The 14287-nt window shown below is 65.1% G+C and carries 13 protein-coding genes and 1 pseudogene; 4 read left to right on the forward strand and 10 right to left on the reverse strand.

Going from position 1 to position 14287, the window contains the following annotated elements:
- Positions 1-115: 115 nt before the first annotated feature.
- Positions 116-490 (reverse strand): annotated as a pseudogene (locus ACFRJ8_RS08625) (SDR family NAD(P)-dependent oxidoreductase); the annotation flags it as partial.
- 66 nt (positions 491-556) lie between these two features.
- Between ACFRJ8_RS08625 and ACFRJ8_RS08630 the strand changes: the two are divergent.
- The gene (locus ACFRJ8_RS08630) at positions 557-742 is read left to right on the forward strand and encodes a hypothetical protein (protein ID WP_377985937.1); all 186 of its coding nucleotides are present in this window, start codon (positions 557-559) and stop codon (positions 740-742) included.
- 213 nt (positions 743-955) lie between these two features.
- Positions 956-1513: a hypothetical protein gene (locus ACFRJ8_RS08635; protein WP_377985938.1), complete on the forward strand. Its 558-nt coding sequence runs from the start codon at positions 956-958 to the stop codon at positions 1511-1513.
- Between the two features lie 63 nt (positions 1514-1576).
- Here ACFRJ8_RS08635 and ACFRJ8_RS08640 read toward each other — a convergent pair whose 3' ends face one another.
- The 4 genes from ACFRJ8_RS08640 to nhaC all read right to left on the reverse strand — a co-directional run bounded on the left by ACFRJ8_RS08640 (position 1577) and on the right by nhaC (position 6963).
- Complete coding sequence (locus ACFRJ8_RS08640; protein WP_377985699.1) at positions 1577-2632, reverse strand: AI-2E family transporter; 1056 nt, start codon at positions 2630-2632, stop codon at positions 1577-1579.
- A 107-nt stretch (positions 2633-2739) separates the two neighbouring features.
- Complete coding sequence (locus ACFRJ8_RS08645; RefSeq protein ID WP_377985700.1) at positions 2740-3987, reverse strand: arginine deiminase; 1248 nt, start codon at positions 3985-3987, stop codon at positions 2740-2742.
- Positions 3988-4001: 14 nt separating this feature from the next.
- Positions 4002-5444, reverse strand: coding sequence for a basic amino acid/polyamine antiporter (locus ACFRJ8_RS08650; RefSeq protein ID WP_377985701.1), 1443 nt, complete (start codon positions 5442-5444; stop codon positions 4002-4004).
- Positions 5445-5448: 4 nt separating this feature from the next.
- On the reverse strand, positions 5449-6963 hold the full coding sequence (nhaC, locus tag ACFRJ8_RS08655; RefSeq protein WP_377985702.1) for a Na+/H+ antiporter NhaC: 1515 nt from the start codon (positions 6961-6963) through the stop codon (positions 5449-5451).
- 292 nt (positions 6964-7255) lie between these two features.
- Between nhaC and ACFRJ8_RS08660 the strand changes: the two genes are divergently transcribed.
- Positions 7256-7351, forward strand: coding sequence for a universal stress protein (locus ACFRJ8_RS08660; RefSeq protein ID WP_377985928.1), 96 nt, complete (start codon positions 7256-7258; stop codon positions 7349-7351).
- Between the two features lie 132 nt (positions 7352-7483).
- The gene (locus tag ACFRJ8_RS08665) at positions 7484-8443 is read left to right on the forward strand and encodes a hypothetical protein (protein ID WP_377985703.1); all 960 of its coding nucleotides are present in this window, start codon (positions 7484-7486) and stop codon (positions 8441-8443) included.
- Positions 8444-8551: 108 nt separating this feature from the next.
- On the opposite strand, the gene ACFRJ8_RS08670 is transcribed toward ACFRJ8_RS08665, so the two are convergent.
- Genes ACFRJ8_RS08670 through ACFRJ8_RS08690 form a run of 5 tightly spaced genes read right to left on the reverse strand, consistent with a single transcriptional unit; the run spans position 8552 to position 14284 of the window.
- On the reverse strand, positions 8552-10120 hold the full coding sequence (locus tag ACFRJ8_RS08670; protein WP_377985704.1) for an FAD-dependent oxidoreductase: 1569 nt from the start codon (positions 10118-10120) through the stop codon (positions 8552-8554).
- The gene (locus ACFRJ8_RS08675) at positions 10117-11601 is read right to left on the reverse strand and encodes an FAD-dependent oxidoreductase (RefSeq protein WP_377985705.1); all 1485 of its coding nucleotides are present in this window, start codon (positions 11599-11601) and stop codon (positions 10117-10119) included. The genes ACFRJ8_RS08670 and ACFRJ8_RS08675 overlap by 4 nt, the downstream gene beginning before the upstream one ends.
- Positions 11598-13184, reverse strand: a complete 1587-nt coding sequence (locus ACFRJ8_RS08680) for a flavocytochrome c (protein WP_377985706.1) — start codon at positions 13182-13184, stop codon at positions 11598-11600. Before ACFRJ8_RS08680 ends, ACFRJ8_RS08675 begins: the two co-directional genes overlap by 4 nt.
- Positions 13075-13908 carry an SDR family NAD(P)-dependent oxidoreductase gene (locus ACFRJ8_RS08685; protein ID WP_377985707.1) on the reverse strand — a complete coding sequence of 278 codons (834 nt, stop codon included), beginning with the start codon at positions 13906-13908 and terminating at the stop codon, positions 13075-13077. Before ACFRJ8_RS08685 ends, ACFRJ8_RS08680 begins: the two co-directional genes overlap by 110 nt.
- The gene (locus tag ACFRJ8_RS08690; protein ID WP_377985708.1) at positions 13898-14284 is read right to left on the reverse strand and encodes an NIPSNAP family protein; all 387 of its coding nucleotides are present in this window, start codon (positions 14282-14284) and stop codon (positions 13898-13900) included. Before ACFRJ8_RS08690 ends, ACFRJ8_RS08685 begins: the two co-directional genes overlap by 11 nt.
- Positions 14285-14287 lie beyond the last annotated feature (3 nt).

Raw genomic sequence — 14287 nt, forward strand, 5'->3', positions numbered from 1 at the left:
ATTGCAATCTTTTTGATTTGAAGCCGCGCCTCGGCCCCATGCTGCAGGTGGCGCGACGGCACGCCGCACCGGCTGCGGTCGCTGAAGCAGCGCGCCGAGCTTGGAGAACTTCACTGGGCCCGTACATCACGGCCAAGTTCTTGGTCAGGCCGACGACGGCGTGCTTGGACGCGGTGTAGGCGGCGCCGGCGGCGGACCCGCGCAGGCCGGCCTCGGACGCGACGTTGACCACGGAGCCGGTGCCAGCGTCCAGCATCAGCGGCACCACGGCACGGGTGAGGCGCATGAGGGCGGTGACGTTAATCCGGAAGACGCGGTCCCAGAGCTCGTCGCCCACCTCGTGGATCGGGGCGAAGTTGTCCATGATGCCGGCCAGCGCCAGCGCGTCCTTTGCCATGGCCGCTGCCGCCGCCCTCTTCGGTGGCACCGCCCGAACGGTCTGACCCCGCCTGCTGTTCGGACAAGTGCCTGCGCTTTTCCGCCGGATCAGTGGTACCCGAGTGGATCCCGCGGGCTGGTCTGGACCGTCAACCTGTGATGCGTGAAGCTTAGTGGCATGACAGTTTCTCCACTTGTTTGGAGCGTTACCGTCGTCTTCATCCTTGCTTTGCTGGCTTTCGACTACTTCTTCCACATCGGCAACAACCTGGTGGCCGCCGAACCGGATGTCGTCCTTACCTACGACCTCATACCCGCACCAATGCGCTGCTGCGCAAGGCAGCTGTCGAGGTCATTACCCTAGTCGGTGCCGAGCTGGGGCGGGGCCGCCGCGGCGGACGCTGTGCCCAGCAGTTGCTCCGAAGAGCGGCCACGGCTCAACGCCTGGCAGCAGGTACTGTTGATTGCGAGCCCCTCCGCTGCCGGGCGGACCGGAACCGTGGGGAAGTCCCGAATTCCACAGGGGAACGCACGGTTGAGGGCCAGCGTGACCCGCGTCCACGGATAGGTCGTGCGCATGATGACACCAAACGGGCTCTTCTCCGTAGCAGCAACGCTTCCACCCGTGCTACCCATCTCGGTCCCAGCGACGTCGCCTCATCTCAGCCGGATTGGCATCTTTGCCGCTGGCATCGCGGCCCAAGGCGCTGCCCAGCTCGCGGCGTTCTTCGTGGCGTACTTCGGCGCGGTTCCGTCCCTCGTGACCGCGGTCATTCATCCCTACGAGGAGGCCGCCACACCCGAGGCAATCCGCGACGCCCTGTTCTGGTGCGCTCTCCTACTGATCTTCCTTGGACTGGTCGTCATCATGAATCGCTATGCGCGATACATGCACCAGTGGTGGTTGGGGGAAGTCGCCTCGCGGGTGGTCGCCGCCTATGACGTGCCCTGGCATCTCGTTGCCAAGGCGACCCGGTACAAGCCGCTCGCGGTCCCGTACTGGCCGTCCCCGAACCGGGTGCTGCGCCTCCACGACAAGAACGGCTGGTTGTCCGGCCAAGCAACCATTGAGATCCTGGTACCGGTCCGGGCCGACCGGCCGATTGTGGTAGCGATGAGTGATCGCTGGAGGTAACCGTCAGACTCGGATCCCGATCGGAATATCACCGGACGGCCTGGGATTACCGCGGAACGGAAGTTATCTGGTGTTCTGTACGGGTACGACGACTTTCTTAGTGATCAGCAAGATCGCAGCCGTCACCGGGCAGGCGATGAGGGCTCCCAGCAGTCCCAGAAGCGTTCCTCCCACCATCGCGCCGATCAGGACCAGCGATCCTGGGATGCTGATGGCTTTTCCAACAACGCGCGGGGTGAGGACGTAGGCCTCCACCTGCATGTATGCCAACATCACGAGGAACACCACGAGTGCCGTCGTGGGTGACGTGAAGAGAGTTACCACGGTCACTATGCAGGTGTTAATTACGCTGCCCACGAGCGGTATCAGAGTGATCGGGAATGCCACGACGGCGAGAACGGCCGCATAACTGACTCCTGCCAAGCTGAGGGTGATATAGGTAAACACCGCGTTGAATAGGGCGAGAATGGCCATGCCGCTCAGATACCTACCGACAGAAGCGGTAATCGTCTCGGTGATTTCGATGAATCCTTTCCTGCGGGAGGCCGGCACCAGAAGATACAGGTTTGATTTCATGACCTCGAGGCTGGCGACAAAATACAGCGTCAGGACCACCACAAAGATGGCTCCGAAAGTAGCGTTGGCGACCCCGAAACCAACCCGCAGGGCACCCCCGCCAACGGCAAGCCAAACATTGGGATCTGCAGCTGACTGTTCCAACCAGTCCACTAGCGGAGTGAGTGCCCCTCCCAAGGTGTCGTTTAGCTCCAGAAACCAGGGCCGCTGACCGAGCGCGTCGAAGCTGGACGGGAGGCGGTCGACGAGTGTGGCCCCTTCTTCCAGGATGATCGGGACGACGAACCGGAGAAAAAGGGCCACAGCGAGCACGAATCCGGACAGCACAATCAGCACCGCGCCCAGCCGCGAGAGTTTCCGACGTTCAAGCCACCGCACCAGCGGGTAGAGCCCCAGGCTCACGAATAAAGCCACAAAAATGAGCGTCAGCGCGTACTTCAAACTTACGATGGCAGACCCGAGAGCCAAGGCCAACAAAGCACCGAGTGCCGCAACGAAGCCGAAGCGGAACGGGCCGCCCTCCAATAGGTGAAAAGCCTTCAAAGGACTGTTCCCCTCCGTTTAGAGCCTCGGATCGTGGAGTCAGTCCGGGAGGTCCACGCTGTTGCTCGGCGGGGTCGTTTTCCGTGCTGGCACAGGACCCGCCGGCGTCAGAAGTCCACGGGGTCGCGGGTGATCGGGCACGTCATGCAGTGACCGCCGCCGCGGCCACGGCCAAGTTCGGCCCCGACAATGGTGATGACCTCGACGCCCTGCTTCCGCAGCAGCGCGTTGGTGTGGGTGTTGCGGTCGTAGGTGAAGACCACGCCCGGTTCCGCGGCCACCGCGTTGTTCCCGCTGTCCCACTGCTGGCGTTCGGAGGCGTAAACGTCTCCGCCGGTCTCCACAATCCTGAGGTGTTTGAAGTTCAGGGCCCGGGCAACGACGTCGACCAACGGTTTCGATTCCGTGGTTACCTCGATGCCGGGGGCCTTGTCGCTCGGCCGCAGCGTGAACGCGTGGATGCCGTTGACGATGTTCGGAAAGATTGTGGCGAGGTCCCGGTCGGCAAAGGTAAAGACCGTGTCCAGGTGCATGGCGGCACGCAACTTTGGCATGCCGGCGACTATGACCTGTTCGGCGCCGCCCTCCGCGAACAGGGAGGCCGCGAGCTGCGTGATGCCCTGCCGCGATGTTCGTTCGCTCATGCCGATCAGCACCGTACGGTTGCCGATCGGCATGACGTCGCCGCCCTCGATCGTTGCCTGGCCCCATTCCCGGTCCGGGTCGCCCCACCAAACCTTGGCCGCCGTGAAGTCCGGGTGGAAGGTATAGATGGATTTCATCAGGAGGGTTTCGTCATGCCGGGCCGGCCAGTAGAGCGGGTTCAGGGTCACGCCGCCATAGATCCAGCACGTGGTGTCACGGGTATAGAGCGTGTTGGGCAGCGGCGGCAGCAGGTACTCGCGGACACCGGTCTGCTCCCGGGCCAGCGCAAGGTATCCGGAACGGAAATCCGACGGGAGGTCCGCCGTCGACAGGCCGCCGATTAGGTACTCGGCCAGCTGGCGGCCCTCGAGGGACTCCAGGAAGGCGCGGGTATCGTCGACGAGGCCGAGGCCGACCTCGTTGGGTACGATGAGGCGGTCCAATAGCCAGCTTCTGGCTTCCGGCCGTCCCATGGTCTCTGTGAGGACGTTGTGCAGCTCGAGGACTTCGATCCCGCGCTCTCGCATTTTGGCGATGAAGTCGAAGTGGTCGCGCTTGGCGTTCTGCACCCACAGGACGTCGTCGAAGAGCAGATCGTCGCAGTTGGTGGGAGTTAGCCGGCTGTGGGCCAGACCGGGGGCGCAGACCAGCACCTTGCGCAACCGTCCGACTTCGGAGTGGACGCCGAACGTGGCGGACGTTGCGTTCATTGTTTTTCCTTCCCCTAGATGCTGACAAAACCGGTAACGAGTCCTACGACGCAGACAACGGCGCCAACGAGGACGATGATGAAGACCGCCAAGCCGGGTGCGGTGAACAGGCGCTGCTTCTGTTCGCGGCGCGCGAGGCCGTACAGCACGGTTGCCGGAGCGAGCAGGAGGCAGGCGAGGAGGAGGAACTGCAGTCCGGCCGCGAAGATCAGGAAGAGCGTGTAAACCACAGCCAGTGCCGCAACGATGAGGTCCCGGGTGCGGACGGATGGGGCAACGCCGGTGTAACCGTCCCGGGTGATCGCGATCTTCAGGGCGTACCCGGCCGCGAGGGCGAACGGCATGAGGGCCAGGGCGGCCGTGAGATCGAGCATGAAGTCGAGCGCCCCTTCGGCGAAAAGCACCACGACCAGCAGCAACTGGATGAACAGGGTCGAGATGAGCAGCGCGTTGCCCGGGACTCCTTTCGGTGTCCAGTTGGCGAGGAACGCCGGCATGTCCTTGTCCTTGGCGGCAGCGTAGAGCACTTCGGCGGCCATGAGGCTCCACGCGAGGAAGGCGCCGAGCACCGACACGATGAGTCCCGCGGAGATGAACCAGGCACCCCATGGGCCGACGGCCGCTTCGAGGACGCTGCCCACCGAGGGCTGCCGGAGTGTCGCGAGTTCGGCCTGCGGGAGGATGCCGTAGGAGATAATCGATACCGTCGCGAACAGCGCGAGCACCGAGAGGAAGCCGAGGACCGTGGCCCTGCCGACGTCCTCGCGTTTCTTCGCGTAGCGCGAATACACGCTGGCGCCCTCGATGCCAAGGAAGACGAACACCGTGACGAGCATGGTGCCCCGCACCTGGTCGAACAGGCTCTCCCCGCCGATGTCGTATCCGCCCGTGAGGTTCCCGATGAACACATCGGGCTTGAACGCGAAAATGACGACAACGACGAACAAGAGGAGGGGAATGATCTTCGCCGCGGTGACGATCGTGTTGATTCCCGCGGCCTCCTTCACGCCACGCATGATGAGCAGGTAGAAGCCCCAGACAAATACCGACGAGACGGCGACCGCCCAGATGGTGTCTCCGTCTCCGAAGGCAGGGACCAAGGGCTTGAGTGTCGAGGTGATCAGTACCCAATAGAACGTGTTGCCCGCGCACGCGCTCGCCCAGAAGCCGAAGGCCGACAGGAAGCCGGGATAGACGCCGAACCCGGTACGGGCGTAGACGTACACTCCGTTATCGAGATCCGGCTTGCGAACGGCGAGGCTCTGGAATACGAACGCGAGCATGAGCATCCCGGCGCCGGCGATGGCCCATGCGATGACAGCTCCGTAAACGCCGGTCTGACTCGCGAATCGTTGGGGGAGGGTGAACACGCCCGCCCCCACCATCGATCCGACCACCATCGCAGTGAGGGCTATCAGGGGCATCTTTTGTGCGTCGGCCTTAACTTCTGTGGACATCGGTTCACTCCTTCTCCGGTCCCGCCGGCTGGTCCGGGTCCGTCTTGCCGTGCGGCTGCAGCTCACTGGATGGAGCGGTTTTCTCCACCTTGAACCCGGTGATTCCGTAGATCACGCTGAGGAGCGGGCTCAGGATGTTGAAGAAGGCGAAGGGTAGATAGAGCAGTGTCGGGACGCCCAACGCCGCGGCCATAAAGGCGCCGCAGGAATTCCACGGCACCAACGGCGAAGTGACAGTTCCGCTGTCCGCCGCCAGCCGGGAGAGGTTGGTTGGTGCAAGGCCGCGTTTGGCGAACTCCGCCCGGAACACGCGGGATGGCAACACCAACGCGATGTACTGGTCGCCGGCCACCACATTCAGGCCGAAAGCGCAGCCAAACACGGTCAAGTACAGCCGCCCCCGGCTCCTGGCCGCGGCGACGAGCGGGTTGATCAGCCGGTCGATCAGCCCAAACGCCTCAAGCAACATGCCAAAGGTCACCGCTCCAATGATGAGCCAGATCGTCAGGAGCATGCTGTCCATGCCGCCGCGCGAAAGCAAACTGTCGATGTCGCCGATCCCGGACGCCTTCACGAAGCCGGTGGACATGGCCTGCCATGTGCCCTTGACCGCAGCCAGTACTGGATTGCCGTTCACACCGGAGAACTCCGCGACGACCTGCGGCTGCAGGAGTGCACCGGTGATACCCGCGAACAGGGCCGAGGACATCAGCGCCAGCGAGGCCGGTACTTTCCTGGCCGACAGCACGACCAGCAGCGCCAGCGGTAGAAGGTTCAGCGGTGTGATGTTGTACAGACGGCCGAGCTCAGCCAGCTCGCTGTCGGTGGACACCGGGTCCTGGGCGGGTCCCTGGATGAAGCCCAGGATGAGGAACAGAATGAAGGCGATGACAAAGGCCGGTACCGACGTCCAGGCCTGGCGTTTGATGTGTTCGTGCGTATCGACGCCCACCATTTGCGAGGTCAGGATGGTCGTCTCGGAGAGGGGGGACAGCTTGTCTCCGAGGTAGGCTCCAGAGATCACGGCACCGGCTGTGATGGCCGGAGAAACCCCGAGCATCACCGCGATACCGACCAGACCCACCCCGATGGTTCCAGCTGTCGTCCATGAACTGCCGATGCTCATGGCGACGACGCCACAGATCAAGGCGGTCGCAGCGAAATACCAGGAGGGCGCAAGCACTTGGATCCCGTAATAGACCAGCGTCGGGATGGTGCCGGACATGTTCCAGACACCGATGAGCCCACCGACCGCCAGTAAGATGAACAGGGCACTGGTGATGGATCCCATCGCGGACTGCCCTGCCTGCTGGATCTCCACCCAGCTGTGTCCGTTCTTCATGGCGATGAGGGCGGCGACCATTGCGCTCAGCACCATGGCGGTCTGGATAGGCCCGTCCAGGGCGTCCAGTCCGAAGAGCAGAATCGAACCGCCGATCAGCAGGACCAATGCCGCCAACGGGATAATCGCATCCGTTAGAGAGGGCGCCCTGACACTGCGTGAACCGGCCACATCCATCCCATCAGACCTCCGTGCAATCGCTACGTTGGCGCCAGCCCATTCAACCTCTGGCCCGGCGGGCTGACATCACACGCGACGGATGATTTGTGTCTAGCACCGCCCAACGAGGACGCCAGGGACCCGGCCATCTGAGGAGCCTGCCCCGTCCGCGCCATCGCCGGGGACTATTTCGGGCTCCAGGTCAGTTACCACGCCGTTCACGCCCACCCCGTCCGGACCCTCATCGCACTCTCCCGGGATGCCCCGCATGCTGGTGGTCGGATCCCGAGGGAAAGGGGCCTTGGCCGGCATGTTGCTCGGCTCGGTCAGTGAAAAGTGCGCACGGCAGGCAGCTTGCCCTGTCCTGATCGTGCCGGCGCCGGCCGCCGAACGCGGAACTTCTTGATCGCCGTACACGTCGTCGTCCACCTCGGGGATCGGACCCAGAGGGGTTAATCCATTCGGTGCATTATTCTGGATGGGGTACTTAACTTTTTCGTGCGCGTCCCTCCAAGGCGCTCATACGCAAGGAGCCTCAGTGAGCCTTCCGGATCAAGCGATGGAACAGGCAGCTCCCAGCAGACCGCCAGGCCGGACTCCAGCCGGGGATGCAGCTTGGGGGTGGCTGATCGGGATCCTGGCAGGATTGCTCGGCCTGGGCCCTTGGCTGGTATCTGGCGCACAGCTCCCGTTGCAGAATTTGTGGGGCGCAGAGGTCGTTCCTGACCAGATGCCCGTGTCGCTACTGCCGCTAAGCCAGTACGAACTCACCACGATCGTGGCCCTCCTCACCGTGGGAGGTGCAGCAGCCGGACTCGCGGTGCGCATCTGGGCGCCCGCCCGACGGCGACTGGTGGCGTGGTGCGCGGCAGGCGGCCTGCTTGTGGTTCAGTTCACGGCGGCCATCCAGTCCTTCACAGTGCTCGGCGACGGCTTGACGGGCGGCACAATGGCGGGCCTCTACTTCGCCGGGCTACTCGCGGGCGTGACCGCATCCCTCGCCGCGGCCCTCGTGGCGCACCTGCTGCTCTGTTCAACGTCACGGAGCATGGCGGCATTGGGCGCCGGACTCGTGGCGGTGCCGTTCGCTGGCTGGATGGTGGAGTGGGTTGTCGGCTTCGTTGGGCACATCAACGTCCCGGTTGCAGTGCCGTCAATGGCTCACTGGGTTCCCGCCATCCTCGTGGGTTGCGCCCTGGCATGGTGCGGCCTTCGTCCTGCGCGGCGGGTCGCGGTGTGGGCCGTGAACCTTGCCCTGTTGTGGGTGGTTCCCGCCCTGTTCATCTCCGTCAACTACGTCCTGGGAACGCGTGTCCTGGCCGGCGACCTGCAGGAGATGCTGCTGATGAGTCGGCAAATCTTGGCGGCAACACTTGGGCCCGCGGGCGGAGCAGCTCCCCATGTCTTGCTGGCTCTGGTCATCGCGTTGGCGGGATTGGGCGCCAAATCAATTGCCGCTCGCCGGCGGCCGGACGTGCCCACCTTCCCGTCTACGTAAGATCCGGGCTCACCTGCGATGTGTGAACGGCCACCTCTCAGAGCCTCAGAGGAAGCGTCCTTGTGACACCCTGCGCACGATCACGAAGTTCGTCCGACACGGAGGCCCTCAGCCCACGGCGACTCCCGCGACGACTCTTAGGTCGCCACGGCTCGCGGCTTGGGCCACGTTGCGTCCGGCGATCCGTCCGGAAACCATCGCCCAGCCGATGTGCAACCCGTGGTTGAGCAGCTGAAGCCCGCCCTGCCCGGTTGATCCGGCAGCCCACAAGCCTGGGATGGCGTCGCCGTCGGCCGTGGTCACCCGGAGTTCGGTGTCGACGGCCAGTCCGCCGTCGGCCAGGGTAATAAAGGCGTTCATCGGGCCGAGCGCGTAGAACGGCCCCTCGCTCACGCCCTGGCCCAGGTGCTGGCGGTCGAAGTCGCCGTCCTTGCCGGCCGCCACCTTGGCATTCCATTCCTCAACGCTCGCCGTCAACACCGCGGGATCGAGGCCGGTGCTCGCGGCCAGTTCCTCGATGGTGCCGGCCCGGTGGTAGACGTCCGGGCGGTACCGCTTGTAGTCGTCAACGTAGGCGTAGGCCACGCCGGGGAACGTGGAGACCGGATTTGGCCAGGCCGAGAACATCTTGGCCACCCGTTCATCGAAGATCATGTACGCGGTGTTTTTGGCGTCCGCCGCGGTGGCCCGAGCCATTGCCTTGTCCGAGTCCTCGTTGGCGATGCGCTTCCCGCCGTGGCCCACCAGGATCGCCCCGGCGCGGTACATGGTGTTGTTGGGGCCAACCCAGCTGGTCAATGCTCCGCGAACCACGTAGGCCAGAATTTTCCGCGGCAGACGCTCGATCACCAGGCGCATGGCCTTGGAAATGAGCGGATGGGACGGCAGCATCTTGATCGGGTCCACCCGCGCGGAGGGTGCAAAGCGAAGGCCTTCATATAGGCGGTCCATCTGGATCATGACCCCGCCTGCGTCGGCCCCGAGCTTAAAACCATCGCCCGTGTTGTTGGGGTTAACCGGCGGGATCTTGGCCGCCTCCTCCCCCACGAACTTGGCCTTCATTTCGGTGGACGCCGAGTAGTCGCCGGTGGCCAGGATGACGCCGCGGCGGCCGAAGTACTCCCTGCCGTTGGCCCGCGCGCCGATGATCTCGCCGTCGGCGTTGCTCAGCAGTTCCTCCACGCGCATGGAGGTGTGGATGACGACGCCGCGCTTCCTGCACTCGCGCAGCAGCGCCTCGGCATAGGCTCCGGAGTTCGGCAGGACGTTGTGCATGCGCGGCTTCTCGTAGGGCGGTTCCGGGGTGGGGCCGAGGAACTGCACGCCGATGCTGCCGAGCCACTCCACCGTGGGGCCCGCATTTTCGGCGAGGATTCGGCGCAGTTCCTTGTTTTCGCGCTGCTCGAATTCGCCGTTGGCCAACTTCATGTCCTCAACGAACAGCTCGATGCTGTCATTGACGCCGGCCCGGTACTGGTAGGCCGTGTTGGCCGCGGTGAAGGAGCCCACGGACATCGCCGTACTGCCGCCCACCTTAGGGCACTTTTCCAGCACGATCACCGTGGCACCGCTGGTGGCCGCGGAAATCGCGGCACTCATGCCGGACCCTCCCCCGCCGATCACCAGGACGTCTGCTGTTGAACTCACTGCTGTCGAAATCACTGCTGTCGAACTCACTGTGCATTCCTTTCAATTCCGTGCCCGTCGGCGGCACCGCTTCCGTTTCCGTTTCGTACCAGTGCGGCCGCCCGTTCGGCCGCCGAAGTCCCGGCCCACCGGCCGGTGATGTAGCCCGGGGCCAGGCCGCCGGCGTAGCCGTAATTGGACAACCCGCCAACATCGGCACCCGCGGCGTACAGCCCGGGCACCGCCACGCCGTCGTGGTCGAGGGCCTCGCCGCATGCATTGGTGCGGATCCCGCCGAAGGTGAAGGTGATGGACGGCTGGACCATGAGTGCGTAGAAGGGACCGTGTTGCGGCGCCCGGGCGGAAGACGAGACCGGAACGCCATCGGCGGTGCCGCCCTGGCCCGCAAGTTCCGCATAGCGGTCCAGGGTGCGCGAGAGCTGATCGCGGTCAACGCCCCAGCCGGCCAGCATGTCCACGAGTTCCGGCAGGGTGTGTGCGACGGCGTGCTGCCCGCCGGCGTCGATGGCGATGCCGAGGCGGTCGATGCTGCCCAGGCCCGGGAACGGTTCCTCGAGCACTTCCGTGCTCCGCACGAACTCGTCGAAGATGAGGATGCCGCGCGCTTCGGGCTGGAAGGTGATGGCTTGGTTGAGCAGTTCGTCGCCGTCGGTCTCGTCCGCAAAGCGCTTGCCCTGCAGGTTCACCAGCACCGTGGAGCCGGAGTAGTACTGGGAATAGGGCAGGTAGTGTTGCGTCTCGAACGTGGAGAGCGGATATGGCAGCAGGTGCCCGTAAAAGGTGCTCATCGCCGTCGTCCCGCCGGTTCCTGCGGCGCGCGCGAGGCGGAGCCCGTCGCCGACGCTGCCGGGATTGGAGCGCAGCACCAGCCGGTCCGCAGTGGGGCCGATGGACCGCGTCAGTTCTGCGCGGTCACCCTGGAATCCGCCGCTGGCGAGTACGACGGCGCCGGCCTCGTACCGGATGCGGCGCCCGTCCGCGGTGCGCACCAGGACGCCGGTGACGGTGCCGCCGTCGCGCACGAGTTCTGTGACGACTGTTCCCGCGGTGGTCTCTCCCCCGGCCGCGAGGACCCGGTCCCGGCACCAGGCCAGGATGCCGTGGATGTCGGTGGAGTAGCCGATGCCGAAGGTCATGATGTCCCGCTTCGGTTCCTCGGCAACCCGGACGCCGGTGGACCGCAGCTCGGCCAGCGCTTCCTCGTAGTCGCCCACGAGTCGGCTGCCGAGGTCCACGTTGCCCAGCGGGATCCGCTTCCGGTAGGCGTCCACGGTGGGTGCGGTCCAGAACATGCCGGCCGAGAGCGCGGCCGATCCGCCGAACGCCGTCTGCTTCTCCAGCAGTGCTACTTTGGCGCCCTGCCGGGCGGCGGTCATGGCGGCGGCCGAACCGCTGACGCCGGATCCGACCACCACCACGTCCACGCGGCGGACCTCGTCCACACCATGTAGCTCGCCCACGCCACGGTGCGGGGCCGGAACACTGTCCTGATGCTGCGTTGCCGTGCTCATTGCGCCACGCCCGATGCCAGTTTGGCGGCGGCGTGCTCGGCGGCGATGCGGCCGAAGACGGCGCCCTTGCCCAGCGAGGTGCCGGTCATGTAGGCGGCGCCGTGGAATCCGCCGGTGAGCTCGCCGATGGCGTACAGACCGGAGATCACGTCGCCGTCGACGTCCACCACCTCGGCGTTGGGATTGATGGTCAGGCCACAGTAGGTGGTGGTCATCAGGGACTTGGCCGGGTAGGCGTAGAACGGCCCCTGGTCCAGCGGCAGGAGCTCGCCCACGCCGTTGCACAGGTTGGTGCGGCCCACTTCGTCCCCCTCGTGGCTGGCTACCGAAGCGTTGTAGCGGGCCACGGTCGCCGTCAGGGCGGCGGAGTCGATGCCGGCGGCCTCGGCCAGTTCCTTCAGGGTGTCGGCCTTGAAGAGGTGGCCGAGGTCCTCGATCATGCCGATGTCGTTGAGCGGGATGCCGGGATGCGATTTGGCCCGGACCTTCGCATCGAAGATCTCGAAGCCCAGTCCCTCAGGCTGCTTGAGCACCTCGCGGCCCAGGGTCTTGTAGGACTTGGACTCGTCAACGAACCGCCGGCCGTCCTTGTTCACGATGATGGCGCCCATGTAATAGGCCGTGAGCAATTCGTGGAACTCCTCGCCCGTTTCCGGGTGGGAGCCGTAGGTGGCGGTGATGTAGGACATGTCCGCCACGCCCGCGCCCAGTTTCCAGGCCATCTTGAGGCCGTCACCGGTGTTGCCCGGCCCGCCGTAGGGAATGGCCGCAAGCTGCTCCGGCGCAAAGGTGCGCAGCAGATCGGTGCTGCGGCTGAATCCGCCGGTCGCCAGGACCACGCCAGCGCGTGCGTTGAACAGGGACTCGGTGCCGTCGGAGTCGACGACGACGCCGGTCACCGGGCCGTCGTTGCCGCGCACCAGCCGGACTGCGCGGTGTCCCAGCAGGGTTTCCCCGCCGTTTTCGGTGAAGGTCCGGTGCAGGTTGGCGAGCAGTTCGGTGATCACGGTGTTGTGGCTGCGCGGCGCGGACTGTCCGGAGCTGATTTCCAGGGCCCGGAACTTCGCGCCCTGGTCCTTGAGCCAGTGGTAGGTCTCGTCCTGGCGTTCGAGATAGGTATCCAGCAGTGCACGGCTGTTGACGCCGCCGCCGGTGGAGAGCAGGTCCTGCAGGAACAGTTCCGCGGAGTCCTGGACACCTTGGGCCGCCTGCTCATCGGTTCCGGAGAAGGCAAAGAATCCGCCGCTCATGGCTGAGGAGCCGCCAAGCTTGGCGGTCTTTTCCAGGAGCGCCACCTTGAGGCCGGCTTGAGCCGCGCTGGTGGCTGCAGACTGGCCCGCGATGCCGGATCCGAGAACCACCACGTCGTAGTCGTATTGAGGCATGGTCATGGTGCTGTACCTTTCAGGGGTTTTGTCATTTGGTTCTGTCGCGTCGGTTCTGTCACGTCCCGTGGGCGCGCGGCCGGGCGTTTCAGCAGGTGAGGAAGCCGCCGTTGACGTCCAGGCTGATGCCGGTGATGTAGGTGGACTGATTACCGGTGAGGAAGGCCACCGCGTCGGCGATCTCCTCCGGCGTCGCAAAGCGCTTCATGGGGACCTGGCCGAGGAGTCTGGCGTCCTGGGGCACGTCGCCCATCATCGGTGTTTGGACGAATCCCGGTGCCACGCCGTTGACCCGGATCTTGAAGTCGGCCAGTTCGTGGGCAAGGCTGGCCGTCAGGTTCTGCAGCGCCGCCTTCGATGCCCCGTAGACCACGGAGCTGGGCAGGAACGGGCCGAAGTCCGCGTCCGGGCCTCCGCCGGTCCCGGTCTTGGCCGTGATGGAAAGCAGGTTCACGATGCTGGCGGAACCGTCCGTGGGCATGTGCCGGTAGACCTCGCGGACCAGGAAGAACGGCGCCGCGACGTTGACCGCCATTACGGTGTTCCACTCCTCGTCGCTGAGTTCAAAGAAGCGGATCTTGCCGCCGCTGCGCTTGGGTGAAATGCCGACCGCGTTGACCACCACCCCTACCGGGCCGGCCTCGGCCGCGAAGGCGGCCAGTTCCTTGTTGGTGTCTCCGTCGGCCAGGTTGCCGGCAAAGCCGCGGTGTTCGGCCCAGCCCACTTCAGGGAGCGCCGCGGCGGTCTGGTCCGCCGCGTCCTGGTCGAGGTCAGCGACGACGACGGCGTAGCCTTCCGCGGCGAGGCGGCGGCTGATCGCTTGGCCGATGCCGCCGGCGCCGCCGGTCACGATCGCCGTCTGCAGCAGTACGGGCTGCTTGAGCGTTTCCGCGTCGAATGTGGCAGTGGGGTTACTGGTCATGGCCGGGCTCCTGGTTCCGGCTGAAGGCCGTGTGTGGGTCGGTGACGGCTACGGGCAGAGTGCGGATCGGCGAGAAGGACGTGGGGTACATGATCCGGTTCTCCATCGTCATGATCATGGGCCGGATGATGGCCAGGCATTCCTGCCATTTCCCGCTCTTGGCGAGCTCGGCGCGGCGGGTCCGGCGGTCCTCCAGGTCCTCGTAGGCCCAGAAGTGGTTGAGCTCGTTCTGCCGGCCGAATTCGGTGACGAAGTAGCCCAGGAAGCCTCCCAGGATCGGTTTCTGCGCGGGCAGGCCGATGCTTTCGTAGGCTTCGAGGTACTCGTTGAGCCGTGCGCCGGTGTGCAAGACGTAGGTCCGCTGTTCAACAATCACGCC

It is taken from the genome of Arthrobacter sp. NPDC056886 (assembly GCF_042788715.1).
Lineage (GTDB): Bacteria > Actinomycetota > Actinomycetes > Actinomycetales > Micrococcaceae > Arthrobacter.

Coding starts and splice junctions, on each gene's coding strand:
- ACFRJ8_RS08645 (WP_377985700.1), bottom strand. CDS start 3,987: ATGAACGCAACGTCCGCCACGTTCGGCGTCCACTCCGAAGTCGGACGG.
- ACFRJ8_RS08675 (WP_377985705.1), bottom strand. CDS start 11,601: ATGAGCACGGCAACGCAGCATCAGGACAGTGTTCCGGCCCCGCACCGT.
- ACFRJ8_RS08650 (WP_377985701.1), bottom strand. CDS start 5,444: ATGTCCACAGAAGTTAAGGCCGACGCACAAAAGATGCCCCTGATAGCC.
- ACFRJ8_RS08635 (WP_377985938.1), top strand. CDS start 956: ATGATGACACCAAACGGGCTCTTCTCCGTAGCAGCAACGCTTCCACCC.
- ACFRJ8_RS08660 (WP_377985928.1), top strand. CDS start 7,256: ATGTTGCTCGGCTCGGTCAGTGAAAAGTGCGCACGGCAGGCAGCTTGC.
- ACFRJ8_RS08685 (WP_377985707.1), bottom strand. CDS start 13,908: ATGACCAGTAACCCCACTGCCACATTCGACGCGGAAACGCTCAAGCAG.
- nhaC (WP_377985702.1), bottom strand. CDS start 6,963: ATGGATGTGGCCGGTTCACGCAGTGTCAGGGCGCCCTCTCTAACGGAT.
- ACFRJ8_RS08630 (WP_377985937.1), top strand. CDS start 557: ATGACAGTTTCTCCACTTGTTTGGAGCGTTACCGTCGTCTTCATCCTT.